Genomic DNA, 13,842 nt, shown 5'->3' on the forward strand with positions numbered 1-13,842 from the left:
AGGGGATGATGATGAAAAAAACAAAGTTCGATTTGTCAGTGACGGGGAAGGTGGCCGCGGCATTGACGCTGGCCTTCGTATTGGCCGACGCCAGCCTGGCCGGCGGCATCGCGGCGGGGGGCGGCAACGGCGCGCAACCGCAGGTTACCACCGCCGGCAACGGCGCCCAGGTGATCAATATCGTTGCGCCGACCGCGGCCGGGGTGTCGCACAACCAGTATCAGGATTTCAACGTTGGCCAGCCCGGCGCGGTGTTCAACAACTCGCTGCAGGCCGGCCAGTCGCAACTGGCGGGGCAGCTCGGCGCCAACAGCCAATTGGGCGGCCGCGAGGCCAGCGTGATCCTCAACGAGGTGGTCAGCCGCAATCCGTCCCTGCTGCTGGGCAAGCAGGAAGTGTTCGGCAAGGCCGCCGACTACGTGCTGGCCAACCCCAATGGCATCGCCTGCAACGGCTGCGGCTTCATCAACATCCCGCGCGCCTCGATGCTGGTGGGCAACGCCAATCTGCAGGACGGCGCCATCGCCTCCTTGCAGGCTGCGAATAACGGCAATGCCTTGAGCATTGCCGGCGGCGGCGCCTCCGGCGTCAATGTGCTGGACCTGATCGCGCCGCGCCTCGACGTGCGCGCCAATGTCGCCGCCAGCGACGCCATCCGCGTCCGCGCCGGCTTCAATACCGTCGACTACGCCAGCGGCCAGGTGATAGCCACCGCCAAGACGCCGGAAGGCGTGGGCAAGCTGGACAGCTATTTCCTGGGCGCGATGCAGGCGGGGCGCATCAATATCGTCAGCACCGACGCCGGCGCCGGCGTCAATGTGGGCGGCAATCTCGATGGCGGCAACGAGCTGACGGTGAGCGCCGCCGGCGCGCTGGCGGTGCAGGCCGCCCAGCTCAAGGGCAAGCAGCTGGCCCTGTCCGGCGGCAGCGTGGACATAGGCGGCCGGGTGGACAGCGAAACCGGCAAGGACAGCAAGCATGACGAAAGCTGGTTCATCTGGAAGACCGGCGAGAGCAACAGCCGCTCCAACAAGACCGACAGCAGCGTCAAGCGCGCGTCGCTGCAGGGCGACGATGTCAGCATCGCCTCCGGCGGCAACGCCCATGTCGGCGCGGCCGACATCCAGGGCCAGGACGTCAAGCTCAACGCGGCCAGCCTGAATCTGGACGGCCAGCTGGCCGAGAGCAGCGCCAGCAGCAGCGACCACGCCTGGAAGAATTCCTGGGCCTACAATCAGGACAAGAGCAGCGTCACGCAAGAACAATCGGTGGCGCGCATCAAGGCGCAGCATGACGTCGAGCTGACGGCGACGGCGGGTGGCTCCAGCATCGCCGGCGCCAGCGTGGAGGCCGGCAACAATATCAAACTGGCTGCGGCGGGCGACGTGAAGCTGTCGGCGCTGGTGGAGACCGATACCAGCAGCGATGTCGGCAACCGCAAGAACGACGGCGCGGCGCTTGAGACCGGCAACTGGAACAACAGCAGCAGCCAGCAGCGCCTGGTGCAGAGCCAGTTGCGCGCCGGCAACGCGCTGGGCGTCACCGCCAGCGGCGACATCAACGCTCAGGCGGCCATTATCAAGTCCGGCGGCGACACCGTGTTGTCGGCCCAGGGCAAGGCCACGCTAGCCACCCAGACCAGCAGCAATGCCAGCAGTTCGCAGAACGACAAGACCTACTGGGGCGGCATCGGCGGCGGCGGCAACCAGAACAACGGCAGCGCCGTCACCAGCAATGCCGGCAGCGCGGTCAACGCCGGCGGCAAGTTGTTCATCAACGGCGACGCCGGCGTCGCCATCAACGGCAGCCAGGCCAAGGGCGCTCAGGGCGCCTACGCCAAGACCCAGACCGGCAGCGTGGTGATAGACAGCGCCATCGACCTGACCCAGACCCGTACCGACCAGCGCAGCGGCACCGTGTTCAACATCACCAAGAGTTCGAGCAAGGGCAGCAGCAGCCAACAGGACGCGGTGGGCTCGGCGCTGAAGTCCGACGCCGACCTGCAGCTGATCTCCGCCGGCGACGTGGCGGTGACCGGCAGCCTGGTGAAGGCGGCGCAAGCGTTGAACATCCAGGCGGTGGGCGACATCAAGGTGGCCAGCCAGGCCAGCGAAACGCACAGTCAATCCACCGACGCCAAGCTGGCCTTGCGCGGCGTGGGCAGCGAAGTGAGCGACCAGCAATACCGCGGCGGTGCGAGGCTGGAGCATACCAGCAGCAAGCAGCAATCGGACCAGACCAGCCAGACCGGCGCGCAGCTGTCCGGCGGCAGCGTCAAGCTGGCGGCCGGCAACGACCTGAGCCTGACCGGCTCCAAGCTGGAAACCAATGGCGGCGACGCCAGCCTGTCCGGCCAGAACGTCAGCCTGGGCGCGGCGCAGGCCACTTCGCATAGCGACAAGGGCAGCACCGTCAGCGGCGGCGGCCTGTATCTGACCGGCGGGCTGGACAAGGCCGGCGCCGGCGTGGAGTTCGGCCAGAACAGCGCCCGCACCCAGACCGACACCAGCACCGCCCAGGCCAGCCAACTGGCGGTCGGCGGCAAGCTGGACATCACCGCCGGCAACGGCATGGGCAGCGTCAGCAATCAGGGCAGCCAGATCAAGGCGGGCGGCGCGGTGAGCATCGCCGCCGGCGACGTCAGCAACCAGGCGGCCGTCAACCAGCAATCGACCCTGCAGATAGGCAGCCACTGGGGCGCGGACGTCGGCGTCAATGTCGATTACAGCGGCGTCACCCGTCCCATCGCCAACGCTGGCGGCAGCGTGGCCAAGGGAGATGTGGCGGGCGCGGCGACTCAGGCGGGCCAGCTGGGCGCGGCCAATCTGGGCGTAGACGTGGCGGTCAGCGGCGGCAGCGGCCAGTCGCAAAGCCAAAGCAGCACGGCACAGGCCACCAGCATCGCCGGATCGTCAGTCAATGTGAGCGCCGGCGGCGCGCTGAAGGACCAGGCCACCCAATACCGCGCCAGCCAGGGGCAGGTGAGCATCAGCGCCGACAGCCATCAGATGACCGCCGCGGCCAATACCCAGAGCCAGAGCAGCCAGAAGAGCGAAGGCGGCGCTAATGTGCGCGTCTACACCACCACCGGCGAGGATGTGAACGTCAAGGGAAGCGGCCAGGGCGGCTACGGCAACAGCCAGAGCGAGTCCAGCGCCGCGGTGACCGGTTCCATCCAGTCCGCGGGAGGCGTAAGCGTGCAGGTCGGCAATGACGCCACCTATCAGGGCGTGGCCATCAATGGCGGCAGCGGCCAAACCAGCATCCAGGCCGGCGGCAAGCTGGTCTTGTCCCAGGCGGACAATACCGCCAGCAGCCAGCAGCATACGGTGGGCGTCGATCTCGGCCTGGGCATCAGCACCAGCCCGATAGACGGCGGCAACAAGCTGGGCGGCAGCGGCAAGCTCGTGGTGCGCAATCAACAGGGCCAGACGGCCAGCAGCCAGGCGGCGACCGCCAGCGTGCAGTCGGCGGGCGGCATTGCGCTGACCTCTGGCAATGGCTTGACGGTGCAGGGCGGCAGCCTGGCAAGCGCCGGCGACATCAAGCTGCAGTCCGACGGCAAGGTGAGCTTGCAGGCGGCCAGCGGCAGCGACAGCAAAACCGGCAGCAGTTGGGGCTTCAATGTCAACGCCGGCGGCAACAACAGCAATGGCAAGGATGCGTCGGGCCAGGGCTTCAACGTCGGCGGCGGCGTGCAGCTATCCAGCCAGAACGAGTCCGGCGCCACGCAAAGCGGTGGCAAGATCGCCAGCGGCGGCGCGCTGAACATCGGCTCCGGCGCGGCGGGCAATAACGCCATCCAGCTGCAGGGCAGCCAATTGAGCGGCAAGAACGTCACTCTCGGCGCTGACAGCGGCGGCGTCAACATGGCGTCGGCGCAGTCCACCAGCCAGCGCGACAACTGGAGCGCCAGCGCTAACCTGGGCGGCGGCAACAACAGCAGCGTGGCCAAGGGCAACGGCCAGCCCAATGCCGGCGGCGCCAGCAAGACCTACCAGGCGAACGGCGGTTTCGACGTCAAGGTGGATCAGCAGGACAAGCTCGCCAACGGCAACGCCACGGTGACCGCTGATCAGGTGAGTCTCCGTGTTGACGGCTCGCTGGCGATGTCCGGCGCCAATATCAACGCCGGCAAGGTTGACGGCAGCGTGGGCGGCGACGTGGCGGTGCAGAGTCGCCAGGACCGCAACAACAGCACCACGGTTGACGTGGGCCTGAACGTCAGCAGCTCCAACGCCAAGAACCCCAGCCTGGTGGATCAGGCGGCCAGCGTGGCCGGCCCCCTGGCCGGCGCGGTGAAGGACAAGGCGACCGAGGCGGTGAACGCGGTGGCGGACAAGATTGAAGACAAGTACAACACCATCGCCTTCCAGAACGGCAAGGACAGCACCAATCCGGTGGCCTTCCGCCAGGATGCCAATGGCGGCAGCGTGACGCTGCCGGCTCAGCCGACCAGCGGCGAAGCCAAGTCCGGCGTGGCGGACAGCGCGCTGCGCAAGGGCGGCGAGACCCTGAAGGACAAGCTGCTCAACCCGCAGGACAAGGGCACCCAGGTGTCCGGCGTGATCGACGTCAGCGTCAAGCGCGACGACAGCATCAGCGCCGTCAGCGCCGTCAACGGCAACGCCGGCGTCGATCTGGCGGTGGGCGGCAAAGTGGAGCTGACCGGCGGCCAGTTGGCCTCCAGCGCCGGCAAGGTGATCCTGGGGGACGCCAAGGTGGAAACCGGCAGCATCCAGACCAGCGCCTACACCGCAGCTGGCGGCGTCAAGCTGGACGGCACTCCGGCGGCCATCATCCAGCAGGCGGTGAAGGATGTCAGTTCCGGCAAGGCGCCGCTGATGCATGTCGAGCATGACAAGCAGACCCAAGCCATCAATGGCGAGGTGAAGTCCGGCGGTTAAATGACAGGCCTGTCAGGCTTGGCCTCTTCCCCGGCTGGGCTATGCTGAGAAAAAACAATGGCGGCACATGTGCCGCCGTTGTTTTGACATCCGGAGGCGTCATGGCATTGGACGAGGCGGCTTGCATTCTGCTGGTCGAGGACAATCCGCTCAACCAGGCTCTGCTCGAGCAGATGCTGGAATGGCTTGAGCGCAGCGCCGATCTGGCGGAGAACGGCCAGCAGGCGGTAGCGATGGCGCTGAGCGGCCAATACCGCCTGATCCTGATGGATATCCAGATGCCGGTAATGAATGGCCTGGAGGCCACCTATCAGATTCGCCACAGCCCGTTGGCGAGCCAGCCCAAGATCGTCGCCATGACCGCCAACGCCTTCGTCGAGGACAAGCAGCGCTGCCTGGAGGCGGGCATGAACGGCATGCTGGTCAAGCCGTTCCGCCTGCAGGACCTCGAACAGGTGATCCATACCTACCTCGACGAAGACTAGAATTTTCCCTCGTTGAAGCCGGCCTTCGCCGTTTCGATCTCCTCCCTGCTGTTCATCGCGAACGGCCCCGGTTGCGGAGGGATCCGCCAAGCGGGCGGGCGGCCGGCGGCAGACGGCTTTCCTCTCCGCCTTTGTTCCGCAGCCGCCCATCGTTCCCGTCGCCCTATATCGCCAGCTGGCGCCGGCCGCCAAAGCGCCCGACCAGAGCTGCGCGAGATGGTTGTCCTGCGCCGAAGGCGCCTTGTATCGGCGCAGCAGATTGTGGCCGGGAAGGGGGCAGGGTTTTCTGGCGGGATGCGGCGTTTGTCGCCTACGCCGCGCCGGGACATCGCCGGGGTGTGCGGGAGGCACGTTAGAGGCAACTCTGGCGCGAAACGCAGGTGGCGCCGAGGAACTCTGGCCGTCAGTCGCGCGACAATTGCCGGCTGGGCGCGCATCAACGCTGGACGACTCAAGCCGCTGCCGCTGAGAAGCGGCGTGATGCGCAAGGCGCCGCGTTGTCTGGTGCTGGCGAACCCGCAGCGGGGCGGATCAGTGATTGGCCTGCTGGCTCTTCAGGTAGCTCTCCAGCGCGTGGCCGGCGGACAGGATGTGGTAGCGCAGGAATTCCGCCGCCTCTTCGGCCTTGCCCTTGCGGCACATCTCCAGCAGCCGGGTGTGTTCTTCGTGGGCGCGCTCCATGGTGCGGGTGAACAGGATCTGCATCCGGGTGTAGCGGTCGGTCTTGTTGTGCAGCTGCTCGATCAGCGCCAGCGTGTTGGGGCGTTTGGCGGCGCGGTACAGAGCCAAGTGGAAGCGCGAGTTGATCTCGCCCCAGTGGCGCACGTCATTATTGTTGAGGGCGACTTCGAATTCACGCAGCGTCTGCTGGGCCGCGTCGTGGTCGGCCTGGGTCTGACAGGGGATGGCGGCCTTCAGCAGCGAACCTTCCAGCATCGAGCGCACCTCCAGCAGCTCCAGCACGTCTTCCAGCGACAGCTTGGAAACCAGCGCGCCCTTGTGGTCGATGATCTGGATCAATCCCTCGGCTTCCAGCTGGCGCAGCGCTTCGCGCACCGGCACCCGGCTGACGCCGTATTCGTTGGACAGCGCCTCCTGGCGCAACTGTTGGCCATCGGCGAATTCTCCGGACAGGATGCGGCGACGCAATGATTCTGTTACGGCACTGGTAAGCGTCTGGCGCTTGATCGGCTGCAGGGTGGTCATGGTGGGTATCGTTATCTGTCAGTCAATCGGATACATGCAAATGTATTCGATTATACGGAGCTTCACTGTTCAGGCAAGCGGCAAAATTGAACATTTTTGTCGCGATTCTGTACGAGGAGGGAAGGGGTAAAAAGAAAGCCCGACGCGTAGGTCGGGCTTTCTTTGTTTTGGGGTGGATAATGGGACTCGAACCCACGACAACCGGAATCACAATCCGGGACTCTACCAACTGAGCTATATCCACCGCTGAAGCGGCTGGACCCACGGCGAAACCATGGGCCAATAATAAATTGTGGGGTGGATAATGGGACTCGAACCCACGACAACCGGAATCACAATCCGGGACTCTACCAACTGAGCTATATCCACCACTGTCGTCGATCAGGCTTGCTGCTCAACGAGGAGGCGAATTATATGAGGATATCAGGCAAAGCGCAAGTCCGTCGTGCAGTTTGCGCGGCGCCGGCCTGGCGCGGCGGTTTTGGCCGATCTTCAAAGCAGGCGCGCACGCGGTTGCGTGGGGTCGGGCTGGGTCTGGAGTAGGGCTGGAAGGGCGCGGGGCGGCTTGCCTTGGCGTTTCGTTTGCTGTTTTTGAGCGGGGCAATGGCAAAAGGCGGCCAATCGAAATTGGCCGCCTTCGCGGAATGCTGGGGTGGATAATGGGACTCGAACCCACGACAACCGGAATCACAATCCGGGACTCTACCAACTGAGCTATATCCACCACTGGGTACCGCAATGCAAGCAAGCTTGGCGCGCCCGACAGGAATCGAACCTGTAACCCCCAGCTTAGAAGGCTGGTGCTCTATCCGGTTGAGCTACGGGCGCTCTATCGGGCTGCTTGTTTGTCTGGTCGGGGCGGCGGGATTCGAACTCGCGACCCCCTGATCCCAAATCAGGTGCGCTACCAGGCTGCGCTACGCCCCGAACAGAGACCGCAACTATACGGACGCCACATTGCCCTGTCAACGCCTTTATTGAATTATTTTTAATGCGCCCGACGGGTATTTTGAGCATGAAATATTTGCCTGCGGCATTTTTCCTTATTTCTCTTGAGCTTAAGAGAAATAATCAGCGGGTTTGCGCTTACCGCATTGCGGAAATAATGCGAGAATGACGGCCGTTATTTATCTGCGTCAAGATGGGATTCGGGCATGTCTGCACAATTGATCGATGGTAAGGCGGTAGCGGAAAAACTGGTGGAAAAGGTGCGGGAGGGCGTGGGCGAGCGCCTGCTGCTTGGCAAACGCGCGCCGGCGCTGGCGGTGGTGCTGGTGGGCGACAATGCGGCTTCGGCGGTTTATGTCGGCAGCAAGAAGCGCGCCTGCGAAAAAGCCGGCATCCGCTCGGTGGCTTATGATTTGCCGGCCACCGCCAGCCAGCAGCAATTGCTGGAAATTATCGACGGTTTGAATGCCGATGCCGGCATCGACGGTATTCTGGTGCAATTGCCGCTACCGCAACAGATTGATCCGCAAGCGGTTATCGAGCGCATCGATCCTAAAAAGGATGTGGACGGCTTTCACCCGTATAATGTGGGCCGGCTGGCCATCAAGATGCCGCTGATGAGGCCGTGCACGCCGCGGGGCGTGATGACCTTGCTGGCGGAGTACGGCATCGATCCCAAGGGCAAGAAGGTGGTGATCGTCGGCGCGTCCAATATCGTCGGCCGGCCGCAGGCGCTGGAAATGCTGTTGGCGCGCGCCACGACTACGGTTTGCCATAGCGCCACGCGGGATCTGGCCGCCGAGGTGGCCGCCGCGGATATCGTGGTGGCGGCGGTGGGCATCCCCAACTTCGTCAAGGGCGAGTGGATCAAGCCGGGCGCGGTGGTGATCGATGTGGGCATCAACCGGCTGGATAGCGGCAAGCTGTGCGGCGATGTCGAGTTCGAGCCTGCGCGCGAACGCGCCGGCTTCATCACCCCGGTGCCGGGCGGCGTCGGCCCGATGACGGTGGCGACGCTGTTGCAGAACACGCTGGATTCCGCCAATCTGAACGCCTGAGCCGATTGCCGCCACGCGCGGCCATTGCCATGCTCGCCACAGCGTACGGCATTGCCGGGCTGTGGCGATTTTGTTTGCGGCATTGCCGCGGTCATGCCGGAAAACGGGTTGCAGACAGCCGTCCGCGGCTGTTTTAGTATTAGGTGAAACTAAATTACGGATTTGAACATGAGTCACGAGAAGCACTCGGCGACGCTCCTGATGAGCGCGCCGGACAAGAAGGGCCTGGTAGCGGCCATCGCCAATTTCCTGATGACCTACAACGCCAACATCATGCATGCCGACCAGCATCAGGACACCAGCGAAAACCTGTTCCTGATGCGGGTGCAATGGGACCTGAACGGCTTCACCCTGCCGATGGACAGCTTCGCCGCCGCCTTCCAGCCGATTGCTGACGAGCACAATATGAGCTGGAAAGTGTCGCTGTCGGCGCGCAAGCCGCGGATGGCCATCTTCGTGTCGCAGTACGAGCACTGCCTGGTCGACCTGCTGCACCGCTGGCGCATTGGCGAGCTGGAGTGCGACATCCCGCTGGTGATCTCCAATCACGAAACCTGCCGCCGCCTGGTGGAGTTCAACGGCATCCCCTTCCACGTGATCAAGGTGGGCAAGGACAACAAGGCGGAAGCCGAAGCCGAACAGTTCCGCCTGCTGGAGGAGGCCGGCGTCGATTTCATCGTGCTGGCGCGCTATATGCAGATCCTGTCCGGCGGGTTCGTCTCCCGCTATCCGGACCGCGTGATCAACATCCACCACAGTTTCCTGCCGGCCTTTGACGGCGCCAAACCCTATCACCGCGCCTTTGCGCGCGGCGTCAAGCTGATCGGCGCCACCAGCCACTATGTGACCGAGGATCTGGACGAAGGCCCGATCATCGAGCAGGAGGTCACCCGCATCTCGCACCGCGACGCGGTGGACGATCTGATCCAGAAGGGGCGCGACCTGGAGAAGGTGGTGTTGTCGCGCGCGGTGCGCTGGCATCTGGACAACCGAGTGCTGTCCTACAACAACAAGACCGTGGTCTTCGATTGAGCTTCCCATGCGCCTGTTGATCGACGATGTGCTCGATTTGCTGCGGCTGCGGGTCAAGCCGCTGGCCGTTTATCAGTATCCATGGTGGCAGCCCGCGCTGCTGTTGACGCTGCTGGGTCTGATCGCCAGCGGCGATACCGCCGAGCTGGGCGGCAACATCGCTGGCCGCATCGGTTTCATGGTGCTGTTCACTTGGCTGGAGACCGTGTTTTTCACCCGCTTCATCACTTTCTGGCTGCGCTTGGCGAAGGGCGAGCTGACGGCGCCCTTGTTCGGCCTGGTGGTGGTGGCCAGCGGCCTGCAGTTCGTCGAGCCGCTGACCAGCTGGCTGCCGGACGACATGGCCGCCGGCGCCGATGTCGCGCTGTCGCTGTTCGGCCTGGTGGTGCTGGTGAACGCCCTGTCGGTGGTTTCGACGGTGTCGCGGCTGAGGGTGATGCTGGGGGTGGCATTGTTCATGCCGTTGGCGCTGGTGCTACTGGCGGCGACCCTGTCGTTTGCGAAAACGGCGGGCTGGGTGGAGCTGCCGGCCGACATGGTGGCCATGATGCAGGAGCAGGGCGTCGCGGTGCCCGCATCCGCGCCGGCGGCCAGGGCCAAATAGGCGGACTGTCGCCGCGGAGCATGAAAAAAGGGCGTGTCGATCGACATGCCCTTTTGCTTGGCTGGACCTGGCTAGTCCACTTTGGCGATGTAGCGCGCCAGTCCCAGCAGCGCGCGCAATGCCTGCCCCTTGGCGGTTTCCTCGCCGCGCAGCCTGGCATAGCGGCGCAGTATGGCCCGGCCTTCGACGAACAGGTCCATGTCGGTGTCGGGAGAGGAGACCAGCGCGATGCGTTCGATCTCGTGCTGCGGCTTGGGCTGGCCCTGCGCGATGCAGAGATAGACCTTGTGCGCGTTGAACGGGGTGATGTGATCGAACAGGTACAGCATGGAGTTGATGCGCAGACCGGTTTCCTCGCGCACTTCGCGGATCAGCGCCTGAGAGCGCAGTTCACCGCGATTGGCCTTGCCGCCGGGCAGGTTGTAACGACCGCCGCGGCTGGCGGTCACCAATACGCCATCCGGCATCTCTATGATGGCCGTGGCCCGCCTGGCCAGATCGTTGGGCAGGCGTTCATTCTTGCGTTCTTCCAAAACACTCATTCTTCCAAAAAATTAATCGTCTATGACGAGGTCTGACGCCTCTAGGTAGTCATTCTAAAACAGATGGCGCTCTAGTAGAGCGCCATCTGTATTTCAATAAGTAGAATTACTATTCTTGTTGCAATTTTATAATAGGTATCGGCCAAGTCCAGCCGATTTACACTAATTTCGCCAGCAAGCCGCCCACGCCGACCAGCAGGCAGTAGTAGCCGAAGGGGCGCAGCGATTCGATTTCGGTCTTCTTGAAATAGCGCATCAGGAACCAGGTGCTGGCGTAGGCGCACACGCCGGATACCGCGCCGCAGGCCAGCAGCAAGCCCCAGGGCGCGGGCGCATGGCTGTGGGCCAGCTTGGGGATTTCCAGCATGCCGGCGGCGGTGATGATGGGCGTGGCCAGCAGAAAGGAGAAGCGGGCCGACGATGCGTAGTCCAGGCCGTGGGCCAGGCCGGTGACCAGGGTGGCGCCAGAGCGGGAGAAGCCGGGCAGCAGCGCCAGCGCTTGGCCCGCGCCTATCTTGATGGCGCCGGCGAAGCTCAGTTCCGATAGCTGATGCGAGGCGGTCTTTTTCTTCAGCCTGTCGCCCCACAACAGCATCAGGCCGTTCAGCGCCAGGAAAACCAGTACGGCGGTGGTGCTGGTGAACAGCTGGCGCAGTTGTTTTTCCAGCAGCAGGCCCAGGATGCCGGCCGGTATGGTGCCGGCGATCACCAGCCACATCAGCCGGGCTTCCGGATTGCTGGCGCGGCCGCCGGCCTTCAGCCAGCCGCCGATCAGCGCGATCCAGTCGCGACGGAAATAGATCAGCAGCGCGGCCGCGGTGCCCAGGTGCAGCATCACCATGAACGGCAGGAAGTCCGGATGGGTACGGTTGATCGACCAGCGCAGCCAGTCGGGAATCAGTACGCCGTGCCCCAGGCTGCTGACGGGAAACAGCTCGCTGACCCCCTGGATGACGGCAAACAGCAAAGCTTCGATGGCATTCATGGACAAATTCCTGTTCAAGAAAAAATACGAAGGCAGCCGGCGGATCGCCGGCTGCTTATGGTTTTGCTGTTTAACGCGCGCCGCGGCGCCGGGGTTTACCCGGGCTCAGTGCGGGCGGCGTTCCTGCTGTTCCAGGTCTTGTTCTTCCCGCTCCAGCTGGCGGCGTATCGCGGCGAAGAAATTGTGGATGCCGTGCACCGAGGGCGAGATGGCCGCCAGCCAGGCTTCGCGTTGCTCCGCGCTGATGGCTTCGACGAAGGGGCGCATCTCGGCGTCGGGATGGCGCTCGAAGCCCAGCGCCAGGATCGGCTCCAGCAGCGGCGCGTTTTCTGCCGATTCGAACAGCATGCCCCAGTCGTCGTTAAGCAGCTCCATGCCGGAAACAAAGCCTTCGCACCAGTCGTTGCCCAGCACCGCGCCGTTGGCGTCGGCGTCCAGCCAGGGTTGAAATTCGCCGCCCGACAGGGCGTTGGCGATGTCCTGCCAGTGGCCGCGCAGCAGCGCGACGAACTGCTCCAGCGATTTCTCGCTGGGGAAGGCGCTTTCATCGTCGAAGGCTTCGCCCAGGATCAGCGGCAGGCATTCTGCCGGCGGGATGGCCTGTGGGCCGGACAGCAGGGCGGCGAAGAAGCCGTCCAGCTGTTCCAGATTCATGCATTGCTGATCGGCGAAGCGCGCCAGGATGGAGGACAGGCGCTGGTAGTCTTGTTCGCTGAGGGCGGGATGCGGCATGGCGCGGTTCCTGTATGGGTAGGTGGATATTATGCGATAAAGCGCGGGTAGCCGGGAGGGCGCGCAATGAAAAACCGCCCGTTGGGCACGGGCGGTCGCGAAGTGGCCGATGCCGCGCGGCTTACAGCGCCAGGCCGGCGATCAGCGCGGACAGAATGCTTACCAGCGACGAACCATAGACCAGCTTCAGGCCGAAGCGGGACACCATATTGCCGCGATCCTCGTCCAGGCCCTTGACCGCGCCGGCGATGATGCCGATGGAGCTGAAGTTGGCGAAGGACACTAGGAAGATGGACAGCACGCCGCGGGTGTAGGCTGACAGGTGGGCGGCCTGGTTCTTCAGTTCCAGCATGGCAACGAATTCGTTGGTGACCAGCTTGGTCGCCATGATGCTGCTGGCGGTCAGCGCCTCGTTGGTGGGCACGCCCATCAGCCAGGCGAACGGCCAGAACACATAGCCCAGCATGGTCTGGAAGTTGATCCCGAAGATCGAGGTGAAAATGAAGTTGACGCAGGCGATCAGCGCGATGAAGCCGACCAGCATCGCGGCGACGATCACCGCGATCTTGAAACCGGTCAGGATGTATTCTCCCAGCATTTCGAAGAAGGACACGCGATGCCCGTCGCTGCTGATCAGTTCGTCCTCGCCCAGCGCGCTGTCGTAGGGGTTGATCAGCGACAGCACCACGAAGGTGCTGAACAGATTGAGCACCAGGGCGGTCACCACGTAACGCGGCTCTATCATCTGCATGTAGGAGCCGACGATGGACATCGACACGGTGGACATCGCGGTGGCGGCCAGCGTGTACATGCGCTTTTCGTCGAAGGTGTGGATGATGTTCTTGTAGGCGATGAAGTTTTCCGACTGGCCTACCATCATCGAGCTGATGGCGTTGAACGATTCGATCTTGCCCATGCCGCTGATCTTCGACAGCACGAAGCCGACAGCGCGGATGACCACCGGCAGCACGCGGATGTGCTGCAGGATGCCGATCAGCACCGAGATGAACACGATGGGCATCAGCACGTTCAGGAAGAAGCTGAATTCACCCTTGTTCTGGATGCCGCCGAAGGCGAACTGGGTGCCTTCGCCGGCGAAGTCCATCAGCTTGGTGAAGACGCCGGAGATGCTGCCGACGATGGCGAGGCCGTAAGTGGTGTTGAGCAGGAAGAACGCCAGCGCGATCTCGATGACCAGCAGCTGGATCACGGAGCGTATCTTGATGTTCTTGCGGTCGCGCGCGACCAGCTGGGTGAGGGCCAGCACGACGACGAGGCCGATGATGAATTGGACGATATGCATGGTTAGGTGTCGCTTTTGGGTTTCCCCCTGCCGGGGCGTG

10 protein-coding genes and 5 tRNA genes are annotated in these 13,842 nt (G+C 63.7%); 5 read left to right on the forward strand and 10 right to left on the reverse strand.

What is annotated here, in order from left to right; all coding sequences use genetic code 11:
* Positions 1 to 11 precede the first annotated feature (11 nt).
* Both BI347_RS15040 and BI347_RS15045 read left to right on the forward strand, forming a co-directional pair.
* On the forward strand, positions 12 to 4,907 hold the full coding sequence (locus BI347_RS15040; RefSeq protein WP_158020798.1) for a hemagglutinin repeat-containing protein: 4,896 nt from the start codon (positions 12 to 14) through the stop codon (positions 4,905 to 4,907).
* A gap of 101 nt (positions 4,908 to 5,008) precedes the next feature.
* A complete protein-coding gene (locus BI347_RS15045; RefSeq protein WP_071114914.1) occupies positions 5,009 to 5,392 on the forward strand; it encodes a response regulator in 384 nt (127 codons plus the stop codon).
* Positions 5,393 to 5,923: 531 nt separating this feature from the next.
* Here BI347_RS15045 and BI347_RS15050 read toward each other — a convergent pair.
* The 6 genes from BI347_RS15050 to BI347_RS15075 form a co-directional block, all read right to left on the reverse strand.
* The gene (locus BI347_RS15050) at positions 5,924 to 6,598 is read right to left on the reverse strand and encodes a GntR family transcriptional regulator (protein ID WP_071114915.1); all 675 of its coding nucleotides are present in this window, start codon (positions 6,596 to 6,598) and stop codon (positions 5,924 to 5,926) included.
* 168 nt (positions 6,599 to 6,766) lie between these two features.
* Positions 6,767 to 6,842 (reverse strand) — tRNA-His (locus BI347_RS15055).
* A 49-nt stretch (positions 6,843 to 6,891) separates the two neighbouring features.
* Positions 6,892 to 6,967 (reverse strand) — tRNA-His (locus BI347_RS15060).
* Positions 6,968 to 7,246: 279 nt separating this feature from the next.
* Positions 7,247 to 7,322, reverse strand: a tRNA-His gene (locus tag BI347_RS15065).
* A gap of 27 nt (positions 7,323 to 7,349) precedes the next feature.
* Positions 7,350 to 7,426, reverse strand: a tRNA-Arg gene (locus BI347_RS15070).
* Positions 7,427 to 7,448: 22 nt separating this feature from the next.
* A tRNA-Pro gene (locus tag BI347_RS15075) sits at positions 7,449 to 7,525 on the reverse strand.
* Between the two features lie 227 nt (positions 7,526 to 7,752).
* On the opposite strand from BI347_RS15075, the gene folD reads away from it, so the two are divergent.
* From folD to BI347_RS15090, 3 genes are all read left to right on the forward strand, one after another.
* Positions 7,753 to 8,604, forward strand: a complete 852-nt coding sequence (gene folD, locus BI347_RS15080) for a bifunctional methylenetetrahydrofolate dehydrogenase/methenyltetrahydrofolate cyclohydrolase FolD (RefSeq protein WP_071114916.1) — start codon at positions 7,753 to 7,755, stop codon at positions 8,602 to 8,604.
* A gap of 168 nt (positions 8,605 to 8,772) precedes the next feature.
* Entirely contained in the window at positions 8,773 to 9,636 is an 864-nt protein-coding gene (gene purU, locus BI347_RS15085) for a formyltetrahydrofolate deformylase (protein WP_071114917.1), read from the forward strand.
* Positions 9,637 to 9,643: 7 nt separating this feature from the next.
* Entirely contained in the window at positions 9,644 to 10,240 is a 597-nt protein-coding gene (locus BI347_RS15090; protein WP_071114918.1) for a hypothetical protein, read from the forward strand.
* 71 nt (positions 10,241 to 10,311) lie between these two features.
* Here BI347_RS15090 and BI347_RS15095 read toward each other — a convergent pair whose 3' ends face one another.
* The 4 genes from BI347_RS15095 to BI347_RS15110 form a co-directional block, all read right to left on the reverse strand.
* Positions 10,312 to 10,782, reverse strand: a complete 471-nt coding sequence (locus tag BI347_RS15095) for an NUDIX hydrolase (RefSeq protein ID WP_071114919.1) — start codon at positions 10,780 to 10,782, stop codon at positions 10,312 to 10,314.
* A 157-nt stretch (positions 10,783 to 10,939) separates the two neighbouring features.
* Positions 10,940 to 11,767 carry an undecaprenyl-diphosphate phosphatase gene (locus tag BI347_RS15100; protein ID WP_071114920.1) on the reverse strand — a complete coding sequence of 276 codons (828 nt, stop codon included), beginning with the start codon at positions 11,765 to 11,767 and terminating at the stop codon, positions 10,940 to 10,942.
* A 105-nt stretch (positions 11,768 to 11,872) separates the two neighbouring features.
* Positions 11,873 to 12,499 carry a UPF0149 family protein gene (locus BI347_RS15105; RefSeq protein WP_071116226.1) on the reverse strand — a complete coding sequence of 209 codons (627 nt, stop codon included), beginning with the start codon at positions 12,497 to 12,499 and terminating at the stop codon, positions 11,873 to 11,875.
* A 121-nt stretch (positions 12,500 to 12,620) separates the two neighbouring features.
* On the reverse strand, positions 12,621 to 13,802 hold the full coding sequence (locus BI347_RS15110; protein WP_071116227.1) for a NupC/NupG family nucleoside CNT transporter: 1,182 nt from the start codon (positions 13,800 to 13,802) through the stop codon (positions 12,621 to 12,623).
* Between the last annotated feature and the right edge of the window lie 40 nt (positions 13,803 to 13,842).

The sequence above is a fragment of the Chromobacterium sphagni genome (assembly GCF_001855575.1).
In the GTDB taxonomy this organism is placed as follows: domain Bacteria; phylum Pseudomonadota; class Gammaproteobacteria; order Burkholderiales; family Chromobacteriaceae; genus Chromobacterium; species Chromobacterium sphagni.